General features: G+C 41.4%; 23 protein-coding genes and 1 pseudogene. 14 read left to right on the top strand and 10 right to left on the bottom strand.

Translation table 11 applies throughout. From position 1 onward, the window contains the following. Positions 1 to 145 precede the first annotated feature (145 nt). Positions 146 to 1,402, top strand: a complete 1,257-nt coding sequence (locus tag QA601_15775) for an FAD-dependent oxidoreductase (protein ID MDG5816556.1) — start codon at positions 146 to 148, stop codon at positions 1,400 to 1,402. Between the two features lie 150 nt (positions 1,403 to 1,552). Here QA601_15775 and QA601_15780 read toward each other — a convergent pair whose 3' ends face one another. From QA601_15780 to QA601_15790, 3 genes are all read right to left on the bottom strand, one after another. Then, positions 1,553 to 2,335, bottom strand: coding sequence for a hypothetical protein (locus QA601_15780; protein MDG5816557.1), 783 nt, complete (start codon positions 2,333 to 2,335; stop codon positions 1,553 to 1,555). 194 nt (positions 2,336 to 2,529) lie between these two features. Beyond that, on the bottom strand, positions 2,530 to 3,591 hold the full coding sequence (locus tag QA601_15785; GenBank protein MDG5816558.1) for a hypothetical protein: 1,062 nt from the start codon (positions 3,589 to 3,591) through the stop codon (positions 2,530 to 2,532). Positions 3,592 to 3,634: 43 nt separating this feature from the next. Further along, positions 3,635 to 4,303 carry a BON domain-containing protein gene (locus QA601_15790; protein MDG5816559.1) on the bottom strand — a complete coding sequence of 223 codons (669 nt, stop codon included), beginning with the start codon at positions 4,301 to 4,303 and terminating at the stop codon, positions 3,635 to 3,637. Positions 4,304 to 4,680: 377 nt separating this feature from the next. Here QA601_15790 and QA601_15795 point away from each other — a divergent pair, with 377 nt between their 5' ends. After that, a complete protein-coding gene (locus tag QA601_15795; GenBank protein ID MDG5816560.1) occupies positions 4,681 to 5,058 on the top strand; it encodes a GxxExxY protein in 378 nt (125 codons plus the stop codon). 128 nt (positions 5,059 to 5,186) lie between these two features. Here the strand turns inward: QA601_15795 and QA601_15800 are convergent, their stop codons facing one another. Then, a complete protein-coding gene (locus tag QA601_15800) occupies positions 5,187 to 6,395 on the bottom strand; it encodes a hypothetical protein (GenBank protein ID MDG5816561.1) in 1,209 nt (402 codons plus the stop codon). Next, entirely contained in the window at positions 6,392 to 7,225 is an 834-nt protein-coding gene (locus tag QA601_15805) for a TIGR02147 family protein (protein MDG5816562.1), read from the bottom strand. The genes QA601_15800 and QA601_15805 overlap by 4 nt, the downstream gene beginning before the upstream one ends. 393 nt (positions 7,226 to 7,618) lie before the next feature. On the opposite strand from QA601_15805, the gene QA601_15810 reads away from it, so the two are divergent. The 3 genes from QA601_15810 to QA601_15820 all read left to right on the top strand — a co-directional run bounded on the left by QA601_15810 (position 7,619) and on the right by QA601_15820 (position 12,243). Continuing rightward, positions 7,619 to 8,119, top strand: a complete 501-nt coding sequence (locus QA601_15810; GenBank protein ID MDG5816563.1) for a DUF4168 domain-containing protein — start codon at positions 7,619 to 7,621, stop codon at positions 8,117 to 8,119. 254 nt (positions 8,120 to 8,373) lie between these two features. Then, positions 8,374 to 11,052 carry a DNA polymerase I gene (polA, locus tag QA601_15815; GenBank protein MDG5816564.1) on the top strand — a complete coding sequence of 893 codons (2,679 nt, stop codon included), beginning with the start codon at positions 8,374 to 8,376 and terminating at the stop codon, positions 11,050 to 11,052. A 39-nt stretch (positions 11,053 to 11,091) separates the two neighbouring features. Then, positions 11,092 to 12,243 carry a hypothetical protein gene (locus QA601_15820; protein MDG5816565.1) on the top strand — a complete coding sequence of 384 codons (1,152 nt, stop codon included), beginning with the start codon at positions 11,092 to 11,094 and terminating at the stop codon, positions 12,241 to 12,243. Between the two features lie 197 nt (positions 12,244 to 12,440). On the opposite strand, the gene QA601_15825 is transcribed toward QA601_15820, so the two are convergent. Then, positions 12,441 to 13,277, bottom strand: coding sequence for an N-acetylmuramoyl-L-alanine amidase (locus QA601_15825; GenBank protein ID MDG5816566.1), 837 nt, complete (start codon positions 13,275 to 13,277; stop codon positions 12,441 to 12,443). Positions 13,278 to 13,349: 72 nt separating this feature from the next. Next, positions 13,350 to 14,609, bottom strand: coding sequence for a hypothetical protein (locus QA601_15830; protein MDG5816567.1), 1,260 nt, complete (start codon positions 14,607 to 14,609; stop codon positions 13,350 to 13,352). A 143-nt stretch (positions 14,610 to 14,752) separates the two neighbouring features. Here QA601_15830 and QA601_15835 point away from each other — a divergent pair, with 143 nt between their 5' ends. Further along, positions 14,753 to 15,592: a universal stress protein gene (locus tag QA601_15835; GenBank protein MDG5816568.1), complete on the top strand. Its 840-nt coding sequence runs from the start codon at positions 14,753 to 14,755 to the stop codon at positions 15,590 to 15,592. Between the two features lie 63 nt (positions 15,593 to 15,655). Here QA601_15835 and QA601_15840 read toward each other — a convergent pair whose 3' ends face one another. Together QA601_15840 and QA601_15845 are read right to left on the bottom strand one after the other, a co-directional pair. After that, on the bottom strand, positions 15,656 to 16,501 hold the full coding sequence (locus QA601_15840; protein ID MDG5816569.1) for a flagellin: 846 nt from the start codon (positions 16,499 to 16,501) through the stop codon (positions 15,656 to 15,658). A gap of 173 nt (positions 16,502 to 16,674) precedes the next feature. Continuing rightward, complete coding sequence (locus QA601_15845; protein MDG5816570.1) at positions 16,675 to 17,133, bottom strand: nucleoside deaminase; 459 nt, start codon at positions 17,131 to 17,133, stop codon at positions 16,675 to 16,677. 107 nt (positions 17,134 to 17,240) lie between these two features. On the opposite strand from QA601_15845, the gene ffh reads away from it, so the two are divergent. The 8 genes and pseudogenes from ffh (at position 17,241) to QA601_15885 (ending at position 23,509) form a co-directional block, all read left to right on the top strand. Continuing rightward, positions 17,241 to 18,575, top strand: a complete 1,335-nt coding sequence (ffh, locus tag QA601_15850) for a signal recognition particle protein (protein ID MDG5816571.1) — start codon at positions 17,241 to 17,243, stop codon at positions 18,573 to 18,575. Positions 18,576 to 18,624: 49 nt separating this feature from the next. Next, positions 18,625 to 18,849, top strand: a pseudogene (gene rpsP, locus QA601_15855) (30S ribosomal protein S16). A 152-nt stretch (positions 18,850 to 19,001) separates the two neighbouring features. Further along, positions 19,002 to 19,526: a ribosome maturation factor RimM gene (rimM, locus tag QA601_15860; protein MDG5816572.1), complete on the top strand. Its 525-nt coding sequence runs from the start codon at positions 19,002 to 19,004 to the stop codon at positions 19,524 to 19,526. A gap of 62 nt (positions 19,527 to 19,588) precedes the next feature. Then, entirely contained in the window at positions 19,589 to 20,302 is a 714-nt protein-coding gene (gene trmD, locus QA601_15865; protein ID MDG5816573.1) for a tRNA (guanosine(37)-N1)-methyltransferase TrmD, read from the top strand. Positions 20,303 to 20,323: 21 nt separating this feature from the next. Further along, the gene (gene rplS, locus QA601_15870) at positions 20,324 to 20,671 is read left to right on the top strand and encodes a 50S ribosomal protein L19 (protein ID MDG5816574.1); all 348 of its coding nucleotides are present in this window, start codon (positions 20,324 to 20,326) and stop codon (positions 20,669 to 20,671) included. Between the two features lie 85 nt (positions 20,672 to 20,756). Further along, positions 20,757 to 21,731: a cyclic nucleotide-binding domain-containing protein gene (locus QA601_15875; GenBank protein MDG5816575.1), complete on the top strand. Its 975-nt coding sequence runs from the start codon at positions 20,757 to 20,759 to the stop codon at positions 21,729 to 21,731. Continuing rightward, a complete protein-coding gene (locus tag QA601_15880) occupies positions 21,732 to 22,736 on the top strand; it encodes a Crp/Fnr family transcriptional regulator (GenBank protein MDG5816576.1) in 1,005 nt (334 codons plus the stop codon). Further along, the gene (locus tag QA601_15885; protein MDG5816577.1) at positions 22,727 to 23,509 is read left to right on the top strand and encodes an RNA methyltransferase; all 783 of its coding nucleotides are present in this window, start codon (positions 22,727 to 22,729) and stop codon (positions 23,507 to 23,509) included. The genes QA601_15880 and QA601_15885 overlap by 10 nt, the downstream gene beginning before the upstream one ends. Here QA601_15885 and QA601_15890 read toward each other — a convergent pair. Further along, positions 23,457 to 24,602 (bottom strand): diguanylate cyclase, encoded by a 1,146-nt coding sequence (locus QA601_15890; GenBank protein ID MDG5816578.1) that lies wholly within the window; start codon positions 24,600 to 24,602, stop codon positions 23,457 to 23,459. The two genes, QA601_15885 and QA601_15890, sit on opposite strands and share 53 nt — an antisense overlap. Positions 24,603 to 24,608: the final 6 nt, after the last annotated feature.

Raw genomic sequence — 24,608 nt, forward strand, 5'->3', positions numbered from 1 at the left:
ACTAAACAGTATAACACTAAACAGTATAACACTAAACAGTATAACACTAAACAGTATAAGTGATATTTCCAACAAAACAGCTCAAATATGGTACAGAAATTGAAATAAACTACATTTATAACCCCAAATAGTCGTAAGGAGTACTATGGATGCTTCAGTAATTATAATCGGTGCCGGTATGGCAGGCTTAGGGTGTGCAGAGAGGCTTATGGGTTCTTCAAAAAGTGTTATTGTACTTGAAGCTTCATCCAGGGTGGGAGGCAGGGTGTATACCAATCGCTCCTCTTCTATGCCTATTGACCTTGGAGCACAGTGGATCCATGGGGATCAGGGGAATCCGATCACTGCTTTGGCAAAAAAATTCGGAATAGAAAGTTTGCCTTTTATACATGATACCCTCTACTACCCACTTTCAGGGCAAGAACCATTACACCTAAACAATGACACCATCGAGGAGGAGTTCGGTTCCTGTCTTCAGAAAGCTTCACTTTTTGCAAGCAATGCTTCTCACGATTTATCTCTTAAGGATGCCATGGCTAAGGTTTCACCAAATTTTAAAAATGACACCGAAAAAGGCATTTGGGATGCACAAATTATAAGAACTGGATTGATAAATGCCGGTGATCCGTGGAGTATTTCTGCCCGACATATACAAAAAGGTAAATCTTTTGAGGGAAGTGATAGATGGTTTCCGGACGGTTATGATCAAATTTCTCAAAAACTTGCACGTGGGATTGATATCAGACTTAATCATTCTGTTTTTAGCATTACAAAAATAGAAAATGGTGTAATGGTAGATACTAATCAGGGGATGTTCACAGCACAGAAAGTGGTAATAACAGTACCACTTGGCATACTTAAAGGGAGAGTAATAGAGTTTAATCCCTCACTTCCTTCCTCAAAGCTTAAAGCAATACAAATGCTTGAAATGGGTGTACTTAATAAGACTGTTATGGTTTTTGAAGATAGATTTTGGCCTCGAACCGGTCATCTTATGCCTCCACAGAGCGACTCTCTTTTGCACAAATCATTTTCATGTATGGAATCGTATCACAAACCATTTCTTATCGGTTGGAGCGTAGGAGAGAAAGCACTTGAACTTGAAAAGTTATCTGATGTTATCTGTTCAGAAAGAGCATTGTCTACAATCAGGCAGATGGTGGGAGATACCGGGGAAAACCCCATTGTTTTTGAAGCGAGCCGGTGGGCTGCTGATCTTTATACATATGGATCATATTCATTTGTACCAGTGAATGCAAGCTTTGATGAATATGACGTACTTTCTCAACCTTTTGAATCATTACATTTTGCAGGTGAAGCTACAAATTCCGATTATCCTGGAACGGTACACGGTGCATACCTGTCGGGTGTAAGAGAAGCAGAGAGAATCGCTGAAAGCTAATACCTTCCTGAATTGAGGGTGGATAGCTCATGGGGCATTGAATCAGAAGTAGAAACCACCAGTCCAGGGTAAGGTTTATAAAAAAAGGTTGAGACATTGTCTGCAATGCCTCAACCAAAAACATAAACTCATAATCTAAACTATAATAAGTTACAATGTTTCATAGTAGCTGTAGCTTTCTAAAAGATCAGAGAAGTTTTCGAAGAAATTTTGCAGCTCTTGGATGTTTTCGGGATCATTAATGAACTCAAAGATCTCTTCAAATTCTCCTGAATCTTCCAGACCATCTAATAGATTAAGTAGCTCTTCAAAGTCTTCCGATTCTTCCAGGTCATCTAATAGATTAAGTAGCTCTTCAAAGTCTTCCGATCCTTCCAGACTATCAAAGAGATTAAGTAGTTCTTCAAAGTCTTCTGAATCTTCCAGACCGTCTAAGAGATTAAGTAGTTCTTCAAAGTCTTCTGAATCTTCCAGGCCATCTAATAGATTAAGTAGTTCTTCAAAGTCTTCTGAATCTTCCAGACCGTCTAAGAGATTAAGTAGTTCTTCAAAGTCTTCTGAATCTTCCAGGCCATCTAATAGATTAAGTAGTTCTTCAAAGTCTTCTGAATCTTCCAGACCGTCTAATAGATTAAGTAGTTCTTCAAAGTCTTCTGAATCTTCCAGGCCATCTGATAGATTAAGTAGTTCTTCAAAGTCTTCTGAATCTTCCAAACCGTCTAACAGTTCAAGTAGCTCTTCAATACCCAAACTATCTGGAAATACTAAATAATCGTCTAAATCTTCAGCATCTTCGACATCATTTAAGTCGGTATGAGTGTCGTTTTCTTCAATTGTAGTTTTTTCATCGTTACTGTTATCAACAGGATTACTACAACTTATGCTCAACAAGATTGCTAAGGAGATTAGCAGCATCCATGTGAATTTTACCATTATTGCCTCCGTGAGAAATCGGGTGATTAACAATACTATAGAATTAAAATATATTGTGAAAACGGAGAAAGGTAGCCATTCTGAAGTGTGCAGAACTAAATGTCTGTAACAGGTTGAAATAATAGAGGTAATAGTATGTGGTAGAGATTTGTTTTATCTCTCTACCACACCGCAGAAAAAGGCTGTTATAGAAATCAATTTAAACTATCAACCTTTTGATTATACATTTCCAAAAATTCTATTAGCAGAGCCAAAAGCTCAGGGTTTCGTGAGGACAGGTACTCTGAATGTACAGTAGCTAATTGTTCTATAATTATTATTTCACGATAATAATTTGATGAAAATATTACTAATCCTTGTTGAGTGGTAACTTGAGTGAGTTCATAGGATAAATCGTTTACTATAGCTTCTATTTTATCAATCTGTGAATCTTCTAATTCTAAATTACCTTCAATCATTGAGTTTGTAACAGTTGTAAAAAGTTCTCCTACTTCATCATACTCTTTATCTCTATCATCAATCTCATTAAAGTCATCGTAACCTTCTATGAACTCGATAAAAGTATCTAAATCATCAAACTCATTTAAAAGTTCAATTAACTGATACAGATCTTCTGAGTCTTCATGATTCATCAAATAGGTCCTTAACTCATCTATATCTTCAAAACTGATTATAAATTCTTTAAATTCATCAAAGTCACCAGAGTCGAAATCCTCTGTATCTTCGTATAAATAGCATACATGCTCAGGCCAGTTAGAAGGAGGAATCGCACCATCATAACCTTTCAAGACGGTATGGTTTATACTCTCGAACTCACCAAATTCAGCTATACCAGTAATCTCAATAGAAAGTATCAGATCATTATCATCAAAGTAGATCTCTCCCTGAAAATGGCTAATATCAACCTGATCGTTAGTGAAGTATTGTTCATTTTGATCAAGATCAAAGATAATTTTATCGTTTTCTAGAGAGTATCTAAAAGATATTTGCTCGAAGCACTGGTGAGAATTGTGAGGGTAATAGGAATAAAGGACAATCTGGTTGTCACCTATAGCCATATACCTGTTTTCGAGGGTTGCTGTATCAGATATCGTTTGATAATCTGTTACAACTGTTTCGATCTGCCGCAATCCTTCCCAATTACCAATAAAGGAGCTTTGACCATTCTCCGTAGTATTACTGTCTGCAGGGTTATTACAATTTAAGCTTAACACTGCTATTAGACTTAACAAAAGTGTCCAGATAAATTTAACCATAGTAACCTCCTGTAAAATATAAGTAAGTATAATACCTGCTCTTTTAAAAGTTACTAACCAAAAGTTCATTATTTATATTGGTGACCCCGCGGGTATGGGTAACTATTTCGTTGATGGAAGAGTATACCTCCTGATTGCTGACCTCACCAAACAGGGTAACTGTACCGTTATCCACTTTGATATCGATATGTGATGAATCCAGTTTTTCGGTTCGCTCTATTGCCTGACGAATCTCTCGTGCTATAGTTTCATCTTTGAGCGAATGTGAGGGCACCACATCCAGTTTGTTATGAACCCTTTTTACTCCCGTAATATTAAAAGCAAGCTCTTCAGCTCTCAGTTTTTTCCAAAACGTATCTACATCACCAGTAAGTGTTACTTCATTTCCTCTCGCAACAACGTCAACCATTTTTGGATCCAAATGGGGATACAGATCTATGGTCCTCTTAATAATTTTTGCTAATTTCTGATCGTCAGAGCTTCCAGATATAGTATCCCCCACTACTTCAATTACATTGTCCACCGCTGCAATTCCCGGGATACTCATTGCATCTTCCCCAGCAGCCTGTCGGGCCATATAGGACGTGACAGTGCCACTTAAATGAGCCGTATTGTTTCGAACTTTAACATTTATATCGAAGCCATCCAGCCGACTGTCCCAGGTCAGGTGGTCTTTAACGATACGTTCAAGTTCCGGCGAGGAGCGAGTCATAAAAAAGTCCTTTGTTTGTTGGTTGTGTTGAATTTCTAGAAGGGGCAAGAATGATGCCGGAAGTGGGGGAGGAAAGGGAATAGGAGACGGAGAAGAAGAGGGGAAGAAATGGGCCACGAAAGACACGAAATAGGACGAAAATGGAGATTGAAATGGAGATTGAAATGGAGAGGGAAATGGAGAGGGAAATGGACGGTCAAATTACTGAGATCGGACATGGACAAAAATCAATCTATTTACATGACCTGTGTAGGATATATTTTTAATCGACACCATTTTTTCTCATCACGTTTGAGTTTTTGAGTCCAAAGAGTAGTGAATGTTTTTATTTTAACTTTCGCTTTTAGGTGCCGTAAAAACAAACGTTAGGAAAAAAGATGAAAGACTTAATTTATAAACAAGAGTGTTATCAGATACAGGGAGCTGTATTTGAAGTTTATAAAGAGATGGGAAATGGATTTCTGGAAGCGGTATACCAGGAATGTCTGGAAAGAGAGTTAGATTCAAGAGATATGCCGTATATTTCTAAGAAATCGATCCCTTTGCACTATAAGAGGAATAAACTGCTAAAGACGTATAGACCAGATTTGATTTGTTACGGTAAAATTATCGTAGAGATAAAGAGTGTCTCAGTTATCTCCAAAGAACATCAGGCCCAGGTATTAAACTACCTGAAATCCACCAGATTGAAACTGGGTCTTATTATGAATTTCGGTGCATATCCAAAAGTTGAAATAAAAAGATTGTTAATATAACGCCTTTCAATTTTCACTAACCCCACTTTCACTTATCCTATATCCTCTTGACAATTCTTTCCATTTCGTTCTAATTCTCCGTTATTTACGCACTTTTCGTGTTTCCCCCTCTTCTCCAATCACCTCCTTCACTCCAAAAGATCCGAAACAACCACTCCTTCAACAACCACTTCATCGATAGACATCTCGCTGTTTTCAGTACTGAGAAAAGAAAACCCTTTAACCTCATGTGAAGCTTCCTGCCAGGTAACCCCATTTTCATGATTAGGAAATAGTTCTGCCACACTAACAGTGAAATCACTCCACTCCTGGTTAAGCTCAATGGTAGTTTCGTGAGTATAGGGAATAGTAGCTGTTTCGCCACTTTTAGTGATAAACTGAACTGTTATGATTCCCGATCCTTTGGCTCTGAAAGATAATCCGGTCATATCTGAAAGGTTATGATACATAGAGGAATTTTCTATCCCCAGATCAACCCCAAAAAGTGCAAATCTCTCAAAATAGTCCTGATTTATAGAAAATTCTACATCCAGTATATACCCATCCTCCCCAGCTCGATCGGTGGGTACAAAGGCCGTAGCAAAATTGTCGTAAATGCTCTCGGGTAAAACCATGCTGCCCTGGTCATCACTAACTACATACCAATAGGAGTTTCCAAGGATTCCGTGTAGAAAAGAGGTTGGGCTTTGATCATTGAAATTATCCACCAGAATTGAGTTTGATCTGCTTTCTATTGTAACAGTTGTAATGTATGGATCAGTTTGAACCGGAGGGGCCACAGTGTAGGAGCGTTGAATTGGTGACCCAAACTCTACTACTGGTGTAAACTGGCTATGTGGCAAAGCCGGAAAGCTAAAATGGTTATGTTCATCTATGTGGGAAGAAAAATCGGTACCAAACAGATAGAGCGAACCGGGATTTTCTGTATCTATGCTTATCTCACCACTAAGCTCAAGGCCCTCCTGGAGTGTTATATGGTTACGATCGCTATTGAGTTCATAGACTTGTTGGGCATTAGTTACGAAATGAACTGAGTTGGTGCATATGATCTGAAGATTAAAGTGGCTTAGATCGATAGAGTCTATGTTGAAAAAACCAGAATTATCGGTATGGGCTCTGTGGATGACAACTGAATTCCCCTCCTTTTTACGGCGCAACCAGTTTTTGTTGTCAATGATTTTGACTGTGGCATTTTTTGCGACTGATCCATCGGGCATAGAAACTTTTGCGCTTATGCCGTTTGTGGTTTCTGAAGCGGTGCCTGCAACGTTTGATGTACAATTGAAGGCTCCAAGCAGCAGCACTGAGGTAATGAGGGAATAGATAATGGCTTTCATAATGATTTTCCGCTTCCCTTTATTTTGGTAAGAGGTATTAGCTGTATATTGAGTTGGTAAACACTGTTGCTGGGTTCTGATTTATCTATTATGCTTAATATGCTCTGTCGACACTCATGGATAACTTTGGATAGTTTATGTATATCTTCGTTATTTATGCTCATGGTTATGGTTGAGACATCCCGGTGCTCTTTTTTGTGTTGATTGAGTGCCTGTGCCCCTAAGCTAATCACCTCTTTTTGAAAGTTAGTGATCGCTGCTGAGTGCCAGGTTTCACCCGTTGTAACGATTTTTTCGGTTACCTTGTATGCTCCGTCTTCATTTTTTTCTATCAATTCAAGATTCTCGAGCAGCTCAACTGCACTCTTTGCTTCTCTTGCAGTTATAGGGGGGCTTAGTTTTTCGCCAAGTGCTTCGTAATCATCGGTAAAATAATAAAAGTCCAGAAGGGCGCGCACTGCAGAGTAGTACCATTTTCTGTAGTATTCGTACTGGTATTCTTCTATTCTGTGGGAGGTAATCTTTTTTATAGAAAAGAGTTTTTCAAGATAGATGGCCTGATCCTGAGCGTTTTTTGCCCGTCCCAGAAGCACCATAATCTCAAAATACTCAGCCCTTTTGCCTCTGAGTTTGCACAGTTTTATAAATCCGGGAATGAATCTGGTCGCCAGGTGGCGCTCTTTGTGCAAAATCTTTGCAAGATTGCCAGGATCGATACCGATTCTCTGTTTCACATACCTGAAAGAGAAGATTGGAGATTTAATCTTCTGTTCTTTAAAAAAGTCCTTTAAGTAATCTTTGTAATTGGTATAGTTGTAGATTTCGGGCATGAGCACCTTCTTTTTTTCTTCAAAAGAGCATACAACGTAGTCCCTCAGTGGGGTGTTGTGCTAAATTGCGCATATTTAAAGGGGTTAACCGGCAAATGCAGTTAAAGGATTAGGTATGCCGGTTGAGCCCTTGGCTTTTATTTATATAGTATACCCCATGAGTAGGCTGTTGTCAAATATACTTTCTGTTTAAGTGATTAAGTTGGACGAATAATAAGGTCGTTCTGTTTTCAAAATCAACACTTTAGCACAAAAAGGGACAGGTGAGATCTTTAGTGGAATACAATTTGCGATTCTGTAGGGAGAGGGTAAATGTGGCTACTAGTTAGGGAAGATAAAACCTGCAGGGCAGTTTCTGCAGAAATGTGAAAATCTGGTTTTCAGGAGGTATAAATGAGACAGCAAAAAGCGCAATTGACTCATAAATCAACCTATTCAATCGTTGTCATATTCTCGGTGTTCTTTTTGGCTATTTCTGTTGCATCCTTTGGTGCTGCACAAGCTCAAAGTGTCGTCGATGAGGATGTTACAGATGAAGAATTACTGAAATTCATTGAAATAAACCGGCAGTTTGAAGTGCTTCAGGAAGAGGCTGAAGAGCAGATGAAGGGTGTTATAAGAGAGCATGGGCTTACTCCCGAGAGGTACAATGAGATCGTTATAATGGAAAACAATCCCGAGATTGATTCTGATGCCAGTAATGAGGAACTTGAGAAAGCCAGAGCGATTTCAGATCAGATCATTCGAATCCAGGAGAGGATGCAGGGAAAAGCTATCACCATTATCGAGCAGGAAGGGCTGACACCTGAGCGATTTCAGGAAATTGGCACTCTGCTTCAAATCTCCCCTGAACTGCAGCAGCGTTTTAACGACCTACTGCAGCAGGGATACTAAGTCCCCTTCTTTGGGGGCAGAGGCCTTTGGCAAGTCTTTGCCCCTAATGACGCATAAACAAAAAAAAATCCCCCTCTCAATTAAAAAGTGGATAATCAAAAGATTATAAAAACGTATTTTATATCTTCTGTTTTTAATTTAAATTATCAGCTCTGTTCTATCTTTTAAGATCCTCAGTGTTTCTGCTCCTGGATAGCTCATAATCTTTTGATGCTAACAGGTTTAGGCTTTAGGAGCAACGAAAGAGAATTGTAATGAATGAAAAATGTCTTTACCTGATCGATGGCCATGCACTTGTGTATCGTTCCTATTATGCTTTTATCAGAAACCCACTTACCAACTCACGGGGGCAGCCCACGGGGGCTCTGTATGGGTTTGCCAATTATCTTATACGTCTGATAGAGAACTATTCCTGTCCCTATATGGCCGTGGTCATGGACAGTAGCGCCCCTACTTTTCGTCATGACCTTTATGAAGAGTATAAGGCTAACCGCGAAGCGATGCCCGATGATCTTAAAGCCCAAATGCCGGTGATTTCAGAGCTTATAGCTGCACTTAATCTGCCTCTGGTAAAAAAGGAGGGGCTTGAGGCTGATGATCTTATCGCCATTCTTACTAATCATGCGGTAGCTGAAGGGTTTGAGGTATTTTTGGTCACCAAGGATAAGGATCTGATGCAGCTTGTGGGGCCTCAGGTTAAGATGCTTGCACCTGAGGGAACGGGGGTTTTTACTGAGTACGGGCCTCAGGAGGTATTCTCAAAAATGGGACTTGAGCCTGCCAGAATTGTGGATTATCTGGCGTTAATAGGGGATGCTTCGGATAATATTCCGGGAGTTCCGGGGGTTGGGCCAAAGACTGCTCTGAAGATCTTAGAAAAAGTGAAATCGGTCGATGATATACTGCAGGATCCTTCTGTGCTTGAGAAACCAAAGTTGATCGAAAAATTCACCGAACACAGGGAGCGACTTAAGATCTCAAAAATCTTAGCCACCCTTAAAACGGATGTGGAAATTGAGTTTAAGCCCGAACATCTTAAACGGGCAGAGGTGAATAAAAACAGGTGCGTCTCTCTTTTTAGAGATAATGATTTTACATCACTGGTGAAAAATCCTCTGTTTGGGGGCACCGAAAAGCTTAAACCTGAGCTAAAGATAGTGAAATCGCTTGAAGAGCTTGAAACCATTAAAAGCAAAATAGTGCAAAACGGGTATTTGGCTATTGATACGCAGACCACAGGACTTTTGCCCAGGGCCGCAAAACTGGTGGGGATAAGTCTGGCCCTGGACCCTGAGCAGGCCTACTATATCCCTGTTGGTCACAGTGAGGGCGGCAATGTTGATTTAGTGGCGGCACTGGAGAGTTTAAAAGAGATTATCGAATCAGCTGCTATAGGGAAAATAGGGCAGAATTTAAAGTATGATTATCAGATATTTAGAAATTATGGTCTTACCCTTAAGGGAATTCACTTTGACTCAATGATTGCCGCGTATCTGATTGAGCCCGGAAAGCGCAATTACGACCTTGGGATGATCTCTCCGCAGTGGCTTGATCTTGAAGTTACGCCCATTGAAAAGGTGCTTGGAAACGGTAAGAATGCTCTGAGTGCTGATTTCGTCTCTGTTGAACAGCTTGCGCCTTATGCTGCTGAGGTGGTTTGTCTTCCGCTTCTTGTAAAGGAGGAACTTGAGCCTTTGCTTGAAGAGCGCAACTGCAGGGGGCTATTCAGAGATGTTGAGTTGCCACTGAGTGACGTGCTGGCAGAGATGGAGTGGAGAGGTATACAGATTGATACATCACTTCTTTCGACATTGTCTAAACAATACTGTGAAAACCTGGATAGTATTTCTCAGGAGATCTTTAACATTGCAGGGGAGTCATTTAATCTTAATTCTCCCAAGCAGGTTGGTGAAGTATTGTTTGGAAAGCTTGGAATCAAAGGTGGTAAAAAGACTAAAGGCGGGGCTCAGTCTACAGGAGTAGAGGTGCTTGAGAGGCTTTCGGAAGAATATCCGGTAGTCCAGATGATACTTGATCACAGAGAAAAACAAAAACTTCTATCTACCTATATTGATGCACTGCCTTCACAGGTATACAGTGAAAGTGGACGGGTTCATTCCTCTTTTAATCAGGCTGTAACTGCCACAGGACGCCTTTCCAGTACCAATCCTAATTTACAAAATATACCAATCCGTACTGAAAACGGCCGTAAGATAAGAGAAGCATTTGTAGCAGGGGAGGGGAGTATGCTTGTGGCTGCTGACTACTCTCAAATTGAGCTTCGTATCCTCGCTCACCTCTCTGAAGATCCTATGCTTATTGAGGCATTTGAAAACGATGAAGATATACACACTCTCACCGCTTCCGTTATATTTACCTCTCACCCCCAACTGGTTACTCCTGAGATGCGCAGAGTGGCTAAAACTATAAACTTTGGTCTGATGTATGGGATGGGGCCCATAAATCTGTCACGGCAGTTAAAGATTAGTTTCGGTGAAGCGAAAAAGTTCATTGAGACATACTTCACTCAGTTTCCAACTATTCGCAGCTTTATGGATTGTACCATAGAAAATGCAAGATCACTGGGGTATACCGAGACCCTGTTTGGCAGACGTCGTTACCTGCCTGAAATCAATGCATCAAACAAAAATATAAAAGTCGCTGCTGAGAGAACTGCAATTAATACGCCCGTTCAGGGTACTGCTGCAGACATTATTAAAATGGCGATGGTAAATATTCATAAAAATTTAAACTCCTGGTCCGGGGCACATATGCTGCTTCAGGTACATGATGAGCTGGTGTTTGAGGTTCCCCGGGAAAAGACTGAAGAATTTGCCGCGTGGGTTACTGCACAGATGAGTGATGCCTTTAAGCTGAAAGTGCCACTTAAGGTTGAAGCCGGGTTTGGTACTCACTGGGGAAAAGCCCATTAAATTGTATAAACAAAAGTTACATTTACCAAAGAGAAGGTTATGAGTAAAGCATCTATAGTGGTCACTGTACCAAGAGGTCTGTGTAGGTTTCTTAGAGAGGAAGTTGAACAGTTGGGCTATCCTGTTCGTTCCCTTTCTTCAACAACCCTTGAAACAGAGGGGAACAAGGTTGATGCAATGCGTCTAAATCTGCACCTGAGGACAGCACACCACGTACTCTATGAGGTAGCGAAGTTTAAAGCACGAAATGCTGATGAACTGTATAAAAGTCTCCTAACTATACCATGGGAACTTATGATACCTGCAGACGGTTACCTAAGTGTTGTTTCCAATGTTGTAAATACAACGATCAGAGATACCAGATTCGCAAATTTAAGATGTAAAGATGCAATTGTAGACAGGATTTTTCAGAGAAAGGGCAGGCGTCCCGATTCCGGATCAGACAGAACCCGTGCGGTGGTAAGCCTTTTTTGGAGAGATGATCGCTGCAGAGTATATCTTGATACAAGTGGTGAACCGCTCTCAAGGCGTGGGTATCGTAAAATTCCTCTCTCTGCGCCGATGCAGGAAACCCTTGCTGCGGGTGTAATTAAAGCAAGTGGGTGGAACTATAATGAGCACTTTGTTAATCCCATGTGCGGAAGCGCAACAATTGCCATTGAAGCAGCGCTGGCAGCCTCTGAGCGTGCACCCGGGCTAACAAGGGTAAACTTTGGGTTCTTACATCTGCTTGGATTCGACAGATACGAGTGGCAAAAGTTACGGAAACAGGCTGGACTTTCTGTAAAAAAGAGATTATCTGAACCAATTATCGCAACCGATGTCTCTGAGAAAGCCATTGAAGCAGCTCAAAAGAATGCTCAAACTGCAGGGGTTAGTAATCTTATCCGCTTTTATCAACGTGATTTCTCTGAAACCATTATACCTCCAGAGCCTGGTGTAATTGTGGTTAATCCTGAATATGGAATAAGGATGGGTAAAGAAGATGAACTCATTACAACATACAGGGACATAGGCTCCTTTTTTAAACACAAATGCCAGGGTTACAGAGGATATATTTTCACTGCAAATACTACTTTAGCAGGAAAAGTGGGGCTTAAGGCAAAACGCCATTATCCTTTTTTCAATGGTAAAATTGAATGCAGACTTTACGAATATGAGTTATACAGAGGAACCAGGGTAAAAAACTAATAAAAAATTATAGGTTCTTCTTCTTAAAGGGTGAGCTGGCAGACGGTAAAAAAAATATTGCTGCTGGCTTCCTTAGAGACACCAATCTATTTAGAGTGTTGGTACTATAGTAAATAGCTGGTTCAACTTCATACCGGTCTCAGAGGATACGGCTTAAATTCTCTGAGGCAATTGTGTCGCTCTTTTACCAATCCTTTTTAGGGTTTATCAGGAGAGACAAAATCTCCGCTCACCCAGCCTACTGCTCCGGTTGCTACTCTGTACCAGTTGTTTTCTGATTTTTCAAGAACTCTAAGCACTGTTCCCCGAGGCAGAGAGTCTGCAGCTCTGGGAGCATCGGCGTAGTGATCTGTACGAATATTGAGTCGGCTTGCAGTAACATACAAAGTGTCTGGTTCGGCATCATTGTTTTCTTCACCACTCTCATCGTCTCTTCCTGAGCCTAGTAAGTGATCACGAATTTTATCCAAAGGAAATGCAGGGCCCGGATCGATTTTTCGTTTAGGGGAGATCTCTTCATGCCCAACGATGGTGTCGATGGAATAGTGGTCTGAAAGTAAACGGCAGAGCTGCTCAACGAGCTCTATTTGAACTTCACTGAAACGATGCCAGTATTGAGCTATATTGTTGTTTCTGTGTACTGCATGAATCACCTCTGATTTTGGATATTCTTTTCCAAACCAGGATGTGTAGGAATCATCATTTTTATTAAGTAAACCTGCGTTGTCGATTTCTATACCTATGGAATAGCGATTGAGGCCTGTTCGGCCGTTCCAGCTGCTTTTACCTGCATGCCAGGTGACTACGTTGAAGGGTGCAAGTTGGTATAGTTCACCTCCACGGCCTATAACCAGGTGCGCAGAGGCTTTTACAGAGGGATTACACAGTGTTCTGACTGTGGAACTTGCGTCTCTTCCCGCACTGTAGTGTAAAACAATTGTATCTGGTAAATTTCCTGACATTTCATTACCAATATTGGGAGTTTGAATATACTCTACACTTTTGCCTTCCAGACGGTGATTTTTGATAATCATATGTTCTTTCTTTCCCTCTGTTTTAGGTTTTAGTATTCTTGTTGTAAGTTTACCAGGGTATTGCCTTTCTTGTTACTCCTTAACGATAGTGTCCAGTCTGTATCTCTTTGCTGCTTTAGACAGCTCAATGAGGTCGTCTGCTGTTTTTATTACCGCAAACATGTTGGGATCAACTGTCAGAACGACCGGTTTTTCTGCAAGTGGTAAGATATCGGTTGCTGCATAGCCGATTTTTGGGGATTTATCGAGTTCTGGTAGTACCTCTTTGGGCGGTGTGGCATAATCCGGAAGCTCATTGTTCTCAAGCAAAGAGCAGTTAAGGGCGTAGAAGCCTGTATTAAACGGCAGGTAATACTGGCCACTTTCATCTTTAAGAGAACGCATTTTTTCATTTCTTATATCCTGTTCTATGATACAGGTCTTTTTTTCAGTTTCGGTTTTAAGGGTCACATACGTTCCAAAGGGATCATTTGAAGGAAATTCTGTTCTGAGTATTCCTACTCCCAGGCAGTCATGCTCTTTTGCAGCTTTGGCCATCATGGGAAGAAGGTTCAGGTCATAGATAGCGGTCGCCTGAACGACAATAAGTTTAGAGCAATTTTTCTGGTTTAACCACTGCAGGGCACTGAGATCCATTGTGCCCGATTTTTGCTTGAGTTTCATAAGAGGTCCACCGGTTTCATCGGGTTGGGTAACGGGTTCCGGGAGGTCGTTTATGAGTGTAAAAGCAATTTTTTCATCGGAGGTAAAATGTAGTCTTTCATCCTGGGGGACTATAAGCACATCTTTGAGGCCAAAATTGTGATGTTTCTTTAGGACCTGTTTAATTACCCGTTCGGTTAGTGACCCTTCAGGGCCGGTGGTTATAATTACCGGGATCGAAATGTTGAGTTTTGAGCAAAAGTGGGCTACAACTTTAAGGTTTATGTGCAGTGAGCCATATTGGTCAAAAAAATCGTGAAGAGGATAGGTGGCTTTGGTGAAGTCATTAAGGGACTGGGGATCGACACCTTTTTTAAGGAGACTTAGTCGCAGCCGTTCTCCTTCTCCACCGGCGGTAAAGACCAGGCCATATCCTTTTAAAGATTCCGGGGAGCACTGTAGTTGTTCTCCTTTAATGAAACCGGGGAATTGAGAATGTGCATTTTGAAGAATGTTTTTTGCAACTTTACTATTTTTTAGCGCATTGCGGCGTTTCTGTAAGTCTTTTTCGAAGGAGTGTGGGGGATGTTTGCTATTCATCTTCTCCAACAGAATGCTGCGCTGGTGTTCATTTAGCTTTTCGAAATTGTGAACATGACTTTTAAGGTCTTCAATTGTCCATGATTTCATTGGTTTCACTCGCTTTATTATGGTTACGGGCAACAGGAGTTTTACACAAAATATAAATAGCACCACAGAGTAGCAAAAAACGTTGCATGTGAACAGGTTTGAACATACAATATTTAATCTATCTTAAGCAGGGGGAAAGGGCTATGAATCAACAGCGAGGTAAACTAAATGTTGAAGATAGTAAAGAAGCAGCGGGGCTGCGGGTAATACATCCTGTTCACAGTTCACAAAACTCTCAGACACCCTTTATGGTTGCTCTGAAGATAGCGCTGATGTCAGGTGGAGATCTTGAAATAGTAGATGTGAGGGCAGAGGAGGAGGCTTTTGAGCACATAAGTGTTCGTTCTGTTCTTGAACGTTGGGGGGTACTGCCAGCAGGTTCTCACCGTAGAAATGTAGAAGAGGTAGGGCTTCGGGTAAAGAAGGTGGTAAAAGAGGGAAACAAAAAAAAACAGATAAGACAGCGTCTGGATCGCCATAAGCATGATCTTATGGTTATAGGAACTGGTAGTAGCAGCTCTCTTTCACAATCACTTCCCCAAAATGTGGCAAGACATTTCAACCGCATTACACTTTTTGTCCCCTGCGATTCCCGCTGTTTTCTCAACGAACAGAGCGGCACGGTTTCGATTAACTCTGTGCTTTTGCCGATTAGTAACCAGCAGTACTATGATCTTGCTTCCGATGTTTTGCTGAGATTTTTTGAACTCTTTGAGGGAGTAAAACCGTGCGTAATTGGTATGCACTCGGGAAGAAATTTTCCATCCCTTAAGCTGCGTAAAGATGCTTCTATTAAATGGATTGAGACCGTGAGATCGGAGCCGGTTGAGGAGGCTATAAAAAACTCCTGTGAGTTATACAACTCAGATCTTATTGTTCTGGTTTCAAAGGGCAAAAACGGTTTGGTTAAGTCATTTACCGGAAGCACTACAGGGCAGGTATTAAAAAGTGCACCTTGTCCGGTTCTTTCCATCTCTGTTTAAAACGGTCGTTGATTAATAAAAAGCCGGGATCTGAATTCCCGGCTTCTAAAACTATGCACTCCTTTAGAGAAGTGTCAGTACATTTTGAGGAGTCATATTGGATTGGGCCAGCATAGCTGTGCCCGATTGGGTTAAAATCTGATTTCTGGTGAATTTTGCCGTTTCGTGAGCAAAATCAGTATCTCTAATAAGAGATTCGGCTGCGGCCTGATTTGTTTCACTGACCATAAGATTGTTTATAGCATGCTCCAGCCTGTTTACAATAGCACCAATTTCCGCTCTGCCACTGTTAACTTCATTAATTGCAGTATCCACATACCCTATCGCTGCCACGGCATTATCCTGAGAATCGATTTCAAAAGCACCGGCCATTTCAGCGCTCAGATCTGCCACAGTCATATTTTTAAGCTGTATGGTCATGGCATCTGTTGCAGCAGTATCTCCTGCATCAATCCATAAGGTACTTCCGTCTCCTGCACCAAATCGCTCGGCATCCCCGGAGATGAGTTTCATTCCATTGTAGTTGGTGACACCGGCGATTCGGTCGATTTCGCTTCTTAACTGTTTGAATTCTTCATTGGTGTAGCCACGTTCCACGTCTGTAAGTGTATCGTTTGATGACTGAACAGCAAGCTCTCTCATTCTCTGGAGAATCTCAGATATTTCATTCATTGCACCTTCTGCTATTTGCAGCAGCGATGTACCGTCCTGTGCATTTCTCTGTGCTTGTCTTGAGCCTCTGATTTGAGTTCTGAGGCGCTCTGAAATGGCCAAACCTGCAGCATCATCACTTGCCCGGTTGATTCTAAGCCCGGTGGAAAGTTTCTCCAGACTTTTTCCCATCTCACGGTTTGTCCTGTTTAAGGCACCGGTAGCCACCATCGAAGAGATGTTGTGGTTGATACGCATAAAAACCTCCCTGTTTATAGGTAATGATGACTAATCCATGTCATCATCTCCGATTAAAGACAAAGGATCATCTGATCCGTCCTTTTTTCCCAGGGAGGTATAAAGAAATTGCCGTTTCTCCTCCCCGGTTATAGCTTCTCCTATTTCATTTATCGGAAGGGTAAGGATTAACTTTAATTTTTTTTTCTGATAGTTTGGAAAAAAGCTTTCAGTAATGCACTGCACTCATCTTTTAGTATTCCGGAGGTAATTGCGGGGAAATAGTTATAGGAGCGCTCAATCTCCTGCTGGTAGAAAAAGGTATCAACTGCACCGGCTCTTGGGTCAGGGGCGGCATAAACTATGGAATCGATCCTTGAATGTACGATCGCTCCAAGACACATAAGGCAGGGTTCAAGGGTGACATAAAGGGTGCAGCCATTGAGTCTCCAGGATGAGAGGTTTTGGGTTGCGGCACTAATTGCAACAATCTCAGCATGAGCAGTTACATCCCTCAATCCTTCCACCCGGTTGTAGCCCTTACCCATGACTACGCCGTTTTTTTCGATAACAGCGCCAACAGGAACCTCTCCTTCATCGAGGGCATTTAAGGCTTCCTGGTAGGCCATTTGCATAAAATAGTATTGATTCATAATCGAAATAAGTATAATACTTGTGTTCCCTTAGTTCCAAATTGTAATTTTAAAAGATTCCGGTAATTGTTAAACCAATTGCCACAGCGAGTGAAAGCAATAAATTTATGTTTGAAGAATTATCCAACAGATTTGATTCGATATTCAACCGGCTCAAGGGCCGCGGTAAGCTAACCGAGGAAAACGTCTCCGAGGCGGTGCGTGATGTTAAACGTGCACTGCTTGAAGCTGATGTGAACTATAAGGTGGTGAAAAAGTTCAGTGCTTCGGTGATGGAGAAGGCTGTTGGTACAGAAGTGCTTAAAAGTATTACTCCGGGGCAGCAGTTTGTTAAACTGGTAAAAGATGAGCTTACAGCTCTTATGGGTGGAACAACCCGGGCAGTGAAGTTTCATACCAACAGGATGAATGTGGTGGTGCTTGCAGGGTTGCAGGGTTCGGGTAAAACGACCGCCTGCTCCAAATTAGCACTTCATTTCAGAAAACAGGGACACAGGCCTTTACTGGTTGCCTGTGATACCTACAGAGCTGCAGCGATAGATCAGCTTGAAACCCTTGGTAAGTCATTGGGAATTCCTGTTTTCTCTAACCGCCAGGAAAAGCCTGTTCAGATTGCTTCGGATGCCTTAAAGCATGCAAAGCGTGAGGATCACTCTTTAGTAATTATCGATACAGCCGGACGGCTTCATATAGATGAAGATATGATGTCTGAGCTTAAAAAGATCACCTCTTTAGCTAAGCCTGATGAAATTTTCTTTGTAGCAGATGCCATGACTGGTCAGGATGCGGTCAATGTTGCTGCTCAGTTTCATAAAGAGATAAGTTTTACCGGCACTATTCTTACTAAAATGGATGGTGATGCAAGAGGTGGAGCGGCGCTCTCTATTTTAGATGTAACGGGGGTACCGGTCCAGTTTGTAGGGATAAGTGAAAAACCTGATGGACTTGAGCAGTTTCATCCCGAGAGGATGGCTTCAAGAATCCTTGGGATGGGTGATATCGTCTCTTTGGTAGAAAAGGCTGAGATCAATCTTGATGTCGAAAAGAGTAAAAAGCTTGAAAAAAAGATTAGAAAAAATAATTTTACCCTTCAGGATTTTCTCGATCAGTTGCGTCAGATTAAAAAAATGGGCCCCTTAAATGAGCTTATGGCTATGATTCCGGGTATGGGAAATCAGCTCAAAGATGTGCCTGTGGATGATAAAGCACTGGTTAAAGTTGAGGCAATTATTTGCTCTATGACTCTCTATGAGAGGCAAAAACCTCTTGTACTTGATGCCAGCAGAAAAAGAAGAATCGCTGCTGGAAGCGGTACAACTGTTCAGGATGTTAATAAGCTGCTCAAGCAGTTTGACACCATGAAAACAATGATGAAAAGGATGAACAAAATTTCCGGTAAAAGAGGGCAAAATGCTGCTCTGAGGAATTTGTCACCATTTTGATTTAAATAAACATAAACTATAAATTTCAACTTAGTGCAAGGAGAGTATCTTGCCGGTAAAAATTCGTTTGGCCCGCGTGGGCAGGAAAAAGGTTGCAAAGTATCGTGTCGTTGCCGCTGATAGTCGTATGAGACGCGATGGACGGTTTTTGGAAACTATTGGATCATACGATCCAACAATTCATCCAAAGGCTTTTGAATTTAAAACTGAACGGGTTGCTTACTGGCTCAAGCAGGGTGCAGAGCCTTCCGAAACTGTTGCAAATCTTCTTAAACAGGATCGGTTTTACGAAAAAATGGAAGGACTTGAAAAAGGCCTTTCTCCCGATGAGCTTAATATTGAACGCAAACCTGAACGCAAGCGTAAAGCTAAGCCTCAGAAGGAAAAAAGCGATTCCTGAAGCATATAGCCTGAAAAAAGGAACCTATGTTGCAGGATGAATGTGTCATCATTGCCAAGGTCGGGCGGGCTGTAGGGCTAAAAGGGTACTGCATGGTTGAACCAACCGGTACTACCTTTTTTCATCTGGAGCCACCCTTTGAAGTATTCGTTGGTTGGAAGCAAAGCAGTGCCCGACCAATGGTGATCGAGGAGATAAGGGAACGACCCAAAGGCAAAATGTGCCGCTTTGAAGGCATTGAAGATCGTACAGCAGTTGAACAACTGACCAACAAATGGATCTATCTGAGTAGTAGTCAGTTACCGAAGCTTGAAGCTGGGGATTATTATCACTTCGAGCTGGAAGGACTTAACGTTGTCTCTGATTCTTCAGCAGAAACTGTTGGAAAGGTTCTTGAAGTCGTTAACCTTCCTTCAATGGATGCCCTTGAGGTTAGATTAGTTGATGGGTGCACAGTGCTTGTTCCTTATAACGAACAGGCGATACGTTCTGTTGATACCAACGCCTCACAAGTTGTGGTAAGGTGGGCTTTTATTGAAGAGCTTTTGTAGGGACCCAAAAAACAGTACGTTGGTTTCGATCTAATCAGTGCAAACAAAATGGAATTATTGAGATGTTCTTTGATATTTTGACGCTATTTCCGGCTATGTTTGAGGGAGTGTTTTGTGACAGCATCATTAAACGGGCTGTCGATAAGGGATTTATTTCCATAGATATCCATAATATTCGTGATTACTCCCATGATGAAAAACATCACACAGTGGATGATTATCCTTATGGTGGTGATGCCGGAATGCTTATGCGGCCAGAACCACTTGCAGATGCTATAAAAGATAGCAAAGAGCGACTTAAAGGGCACAACCCCACGGTAGTGTATATGAGTCCTGCAGGTGAGCCGCTTAATCAAAGTGTCGTCAATAGTTTTTTATCCGATAAGGCACTTATTCTTCTGTGTGGAAGGTATAAAGGTATCGATCAGCGTATTATAGATCACTACGTTGATAGAGAGATATCTATTGGTGATTATGTTCTCTCTGGAGGTGAAATTCCTGCAATGGTACTTCTGGACTCCATAACCAGGCTGATTCCGGGAGTATTGGGAAACAGAGAGAGTGCTGAGGCTGATTCATTCTACTCTGGAATGCTTAGCTATCCTCAGTACACCAGACCGGAGATATTTGAACAGATGAGTGTTCCGGATGTGTTGCTCAGTGGACATCATGCAAAAATCAAGCAATGGCAGGAAATGATGGCTCAAAAAATAACGCAGCATAGAAGGCCGGATCTTTTAAAAGAAAAAGAAAACAAACATAACAATTCGATATAAATCCAATTACGGAGGTGCCCGGTGCAGGACATTATCAAGGCTGTAGAGAAGAAACAGCTAACAGATCGAAATCTGGACTACAGTCCGGGGGATACAATCAATGTTTCCTTTAAAATCAGAGAAGGTGATAAGGAACGTCTTCAGCAGTTTCAGGGTGTGGTTATCCAGACCAACGGGACAGGAGTTGGTTCCACTGTGACAGTGAGGAAAGTATCATCTGCTGGTGTATATGTGGAAAAAGTATTTCCCGCCCACTCACCATTGATTGCAGATGTCAAGTTGGTGAAGCGGGGGCTTGTACGAAGAGCAAAACTCTATTACCTGCGGGGACGTACCGGAAAGGCTACTCGTATTAAAGAGAAAAAATAATCTTCTCAAAAACGGTTTAAAGGGTTATAATGAGGATGGGTCTTTTTAGATCCATCCTTTTTCATTTTAACAAGCGTCCCGATTTATGGCAGAAACTGGAAATCGTTTTACGCAAAATGTCCGGTATTTGAAAAAAGGCGATATTCTGTTTGAAGAAAACTCTGATGGACGTGAGCTGTATATAATTCAGCAGGGTAAAGTGGGGGTTTATAAAAATTCACCACACGGAAGAATTGAGCTTGCCACCATTGAAAAAAATGGGGTTGTGGGGGAGATGTCATTACTGGATGATCAACCTCGATCTGCAACGGTCATTGCAGGTGAAGATTCAAGTGTCGTTGTTATAAACAAGGCCATCTTTAATCAAACACTACAACAGATTCCTTCCTGGTTAAGCAGTATCATTAAAATTGTCATCAGCCGCCTGAGAGAAACTAACAGCAGAATTGGTGAATCTATGCTCCAGCATAAAGAGCATGGGTTTGTATCATTGTTACTACTGCTTTCAAAAGTAATTCAGAGTGATAAAAACGGGGCCTTGACACTTGATTACAAATATTTACTTACTGAGTCAAATCATGTAAGCCGCCTGAGTGCAAAAGAAGTAAATTTCTCGCTCAGCCAGCTTGAAAACAGAAAAATCATACGTATAGAGGAGCCTCAGGGAAAGGGGAAAATGATCGTTATCGATGATCCCCAGGTACTTAAGCTGTATTGTGAATATCTGGAACTGAAAAGGGATAATAGAAATTTTTTAGAGGCTGATATTTCACAGGAATCGGTAGCTTTATTCAGTAATATTGCCTATCTGGCACAGAAATCAGGGATCGAAACAGAAAACGGTACCACTTTAAGCAAAGCGGTGTTAATAAATGATTTACGTGATGAAGGTTTGGAAAAAATCGAAGCGCATGAAAAAAACTTGCAGGAACTCGATAAAATAGGGCTTATAGAGACCCTTCCTGATGATCAGGACAGTATAATTCTATTTAAAAAAGAGAATCTTATCAGGATCAAAAAAATTAATGAATGGTTGCCTCAGTTTAAATTGGAGATGTAGGTGCAGAACTCTAAAAAAACGGGTGCAGCTAAGGGAGTACTTAATCGGGATGAACGTTTCTACAAACGTGGAACTCTCATATTCATTGAAGGTGAACGCTCAAGGGAGATGTTTGTTATACGCTCCGGTAAGGTACGGGTTATAAGGCAGGAAGGAGAACATGTTATTGAGCTTGCCACCCTTGGAGCGGGAAGTCTATTGGGTGAACTCTCTCTTTTGGATGATAAGCCAAGAAGCGCCACTGCTCAGGTTACCGAAGATACTATGGCAATGGTCATAGATCACAAAACTTTTGAAAGTACTGTCTCTGCTGCTCCAAAATGGCTGGAATGCGTTTTAAAGGTTATTGTTACCAGGCTGAGAAGTGCACTGGAGAAAAAGGACCAGGAAAGAGCCTTTGATTCAATCTCCGGGGTTATCAGAGTACTGCTTATTCTAAGTCAAACAGAACCGGTAGTAATTGATAACACTACATCAGTTCCTCTTTCCAGGCTTAAGGATACGGTTAACTCAGTTATGGGGATAGGGGGACTTGAAGTTGAAAAAGTGTTACATCACTTGATTGTAAAACAAATGGTTGTTATCAGAAAGAATAAAGCAAACAGGGAATTTGTGCTCATAAAAGATCCCGCCGTCCTTTCCCTTTATATGAATTTCCTAAGAGTAAGGCAGGATGAGGGTAGATTAATGGGAGAATCGTTTTCTGATGGTGCCTTTGAGCTCGTAAGTAAGCTACTGTCAATAGGGCTTGAATATACAGGAAAAAATGGATCTAAAACTGTTGAAATCACCGGTAAAGAAATGGAAATGTCATTACAGGGACAAAATGAATCCACCCAAAACACATCATTTAGAGAGCTTTTGGATTCCAAACTTATCAGAGTAGGTAAAAAAAAGGCGGGAGACCGCACTATCCACCTATACAACTATAATTTGAGTCTGTTAAAAAATGTATATTTACTGAAAAACTGGCTACCTGTTTTCAGAGAAAATTTATGCATTTAAAAGCACTGAACTGGTATAAAAACCTATCACAATCCCGCCACAGACGCTCAGAATCCTTGTTTTTGGTTGAAGGTAAAAGAGCTGTTGAGCAGATACTTGCACTAAAGGCCGATTTTGTAGTAGAGATTTTGATTTCAAAGGATCACTACCCAGAACACTTTAATAACTATACAGTTCGCCGGATTGAACATGTACAGATGAAAAAAATCTGTACTGCCAGCACACCACAGGGTGTAGCTGCGGTGGTGAGGATACCTCAAGACACCTACTCCTGCCTGCTACCTCAGCAGATCGGAACCCGAATTCTGCTTCTTGAGCATGTTCAGGATCCAGGAAATGTGGGTACACTGATAAGAACTGCAGCTGCACTGGGATATGACGGATGTTTGCTCAGTGATAAGTGTGCTGATCCTTTTTCTCCTAAATCGATTCAGTCAACCGCAGGCTCTGTGCTCTCTGTTTGGATCAGAAGAAGTGATCGGTACATGGAGATGCTTACAGAGCTAAAAGAAAAGCACTTTACGCTTGTAGCTGCAGGTCTCGGCGGAACAGAGGTGATTGATTTTTCAAACTTTACCAAACATGTGATTGCTCTTGGAAGTGAAGGCTCCGGGCTCAGCAGTGATCTGCTGACACTTTGTGATTCGGTTTTCAGAATACCGATGGTTCAAGGGGCTGCAGAGTCTCTTAATGTAGGAGCAAGTGGAGCTATCTGTATGTTTATGGGTGCACAGGGGCTGATGCTTCAGAAAAATGATCTGAAGCAAGAGTGATTTTGGCTTTCCCGTTTTTTTTGGAAATATACATTGCACTGTCGGCCCTTTTTACCAACAACTCTTCATCCTCTCCGGGTTTTGCAGCTGCGATTCCGATCGAAAGGCTTGTGTTGCCAAACCTGAACGCGCCGAACTGGTGTTGTATTCTCAGTGCTACCACACGGGCCTGCTCTACAGTTGTGTCGGGCAGAATTATCACAAACTCATCACCTCCATACCTGTAGGCCGTATCTATATCTCTGCGAATACATACCTCAATTACTTTTCCCAGCGAGCGCAACACCTGATCACCCATCTGGTGCCCCTCGGAATCATTAAGTTCCTTAAAATGGTCAATATCGACCATTATTAACGATAGTTTTCTCTGCGGTGCTCGTTTAAGGCGCTTTAGTTCACGTTTTATCTGATCATGGAAATGGCGTACATTATACAGATTCGTTAAGTTATCGGTGATAGCAAGTTTCTTAAGCAGTACATTTTTCTCAATAAGCTCTGCCTCAAGTTTCTTTCGTGCAGTAATATCTTTTGCGGTTGCAACCATGCCTATGATTTTAGTACTCTCGTTTCTCATAACAGAAAGACTCATAACCACCGATATCGTTTTATCGTTTTTGGTCTTCATCTGCAATTCTTTATTCTCAACTCTTCCTTCACTGATAACTTTATTGAGCATTGTTGATACTTTTTGGCTGCCACTTAAAAGTGTTTTGAATGGCTTTCCTACAATTTCTTCCTGTGAGTAGCCTAAGTGAAATTGTGCTCCGTTTGCAAATTTTAAAATATAGCCGTCGCAGTCAAGAGAGAAAATGATATCGGAAGAATCCTGAAGAATACTTTCAAAGTAATTGGAGATGCGTTTGTAACGATTTACCAGCTTTTCGTGTTTTACACTCTTTTGCTGTTCTTCTCGTAACTTTTTGGTGAAATACAGGGTTAAAGAGATGTTAAATATGGTCCAGAGTGATAGCACGGTGATGAAAATACTGTTAAAATCATGCATAAAAGCGGCTGTAAGCACAAAGCTCAACTGCAGTAGCAATATGATAAGTATCGGTAGTTTAAGCGATTTTAACGAGTGAAAGAGTTGCACATCTCT

It is taken from the genome of Chitinispirillales bacterium ANBcel5 (genome assembly GCA_029688955.1).
In the GTDB taxonomy this organism is placed as follows: domain Bacteria; phylum Fibrobacterota; class Chitinivibrionia; order Chitinivibrionales; family Chitinispirillaceae; genus Cellulosispirillum; species Cellulosispirillum alkaliphilum.

Excerpts from the sequence above, each read along its gene's own strand:
- QA601_15805 (MDG5816562.1), bottom strand. The coding sequence starts at position 7,225 with ATGCCCGAAATCTACAACTATACCAATTACAAAGATTACTTAAAGGAC.
- QA601_15845 (MDG5816570.1), bottom strand. The coding sequence starts at position 17,133 with ATGAATCAATACTATTTTATGCAAATGGCCTACCAGGAAGCCTTAAAT.
- rimM (MDG5816572.1), top strand. The coding sequence starts at position 19,002 with ATGTTGCAGGATGAATGTGTCATCATTGCCAAGGTCGGGCGGGCTGTA.
- QA601_15825 (MDG5816566.1), bottom strand. The coding sequence starts at position 13,277 with ATGATTATCAAAAATCACCGTCTGGAAGGCAAAAGTGTAGAGTATATT.
- QA601_15840 (MDG5816569.1), bottom strand. The coding sequence starts at position 16,501 with ATGCGTATCAACCACAACATCTCTTCGATGGTGGCTACCGGTGCCTTA.
- trmD (MDG5816573.1), top strand. The coding sequence starts at position 19,589 with ATGTTCTTTGATATTTTGACGCTATTTCCGGCTATGTTTGAGGGAGTG.
- QA601_15810 (MDG5816563.1), top strand. The coding sequence starts at position 7,619 with ATGAGACAGCAAAAAGCGCAATTGACTCATAAATCAACCTATTCAATC.
- QA601_15785 (MDG5816558.1), bottom strand. The coding sequence starts at position 3,591 with ATGGTTAAATTTATCTGGACACTTTTGTTAAGTCTAATAGCAGTGTTA.
- QA601_15800 (MDG5816561.1), bottom strand. The coding sequence starts at position 6,395 with ATGAAAGCCATTATCTATTCCCTCATTACCTCAGTGCTGCTGCTTGGA.
- QA601_15875 (MDG5816575.1), top strand. The coding sequence starts at position 20,757 with ATGGCAGAAACTGGAAATCGTTTTACGCAAAATGTCCGGTATTTGAAA.
- QA601_15775 (MDG5816556.1), top strand. The coding sequence starts at position 146 with ATGGATGCTTCAGTAATTATAATCGGTGCCGGTATGGCAGGCTTAGGG.
- ffh (MDG5816571.1), top strand. The coding sequence starts at position 17,241 with ATGTTTGAAGAATTATCCAACAGATTTGATTCGATATTCAACCGGCTC.
- polA (MDG5816564.1), top strand. The coding sequence starts at position 8,374 with ATGAATGAAAAATGTCTTTACCTGATCGATGGCCATGCACTTGTGTAT.
- QA601_15885 (MDG5816577.1), top strand. The coding sequence starts at position 22,727 with ATGCATTTAAAAGCACTGAACTGGTATAAAAACCTATCACAATCCCGC.
- QA601_15780 (MDG5816557.1), bottom strand. The coding sequence starts at position 2,335 with ATGGTAAAATTCACATGGATGCTGCTAATCTCCTTAGCAATCTTGTTG.
- QA601_15820 (MDG5816565.1), top strand. The coding sequence starts at position 11,092 with ATGAGTAAAGCATCTATAGTGGTCACTGTACCAAGAGGTCTGTGTAGG.
- QA601_15830 (MDG5816567.1), bottom strand. The coding sequence starts at position 14,609 with ATGAAATCATGGACAATTGAAGACCTTAAAAGTCATGTTCACAATTTC.
- QA601_15790 (MDG5816559.1), bottom strand. The coding sequence starts at position 4,303 with ATGACTCGCTCCTCGCCGGAACTTGAACGTATCGTTAAAGACCACCTG.
- QA601_15835 (MDG5816568.1), top strand. The coding sequence starts at position 14,753 with ATGAATCAACAGCGAGGTAAACTAAATGTTGAAGATAGTAAAGAAGCA.
- QA601_15795 (MDG5816560.1), top strand. The coding sequence starts at position 4,681 with ATGAAAGACTTAATTTATAAACAAGAGTGTTATCAGATACAGGGAGCT.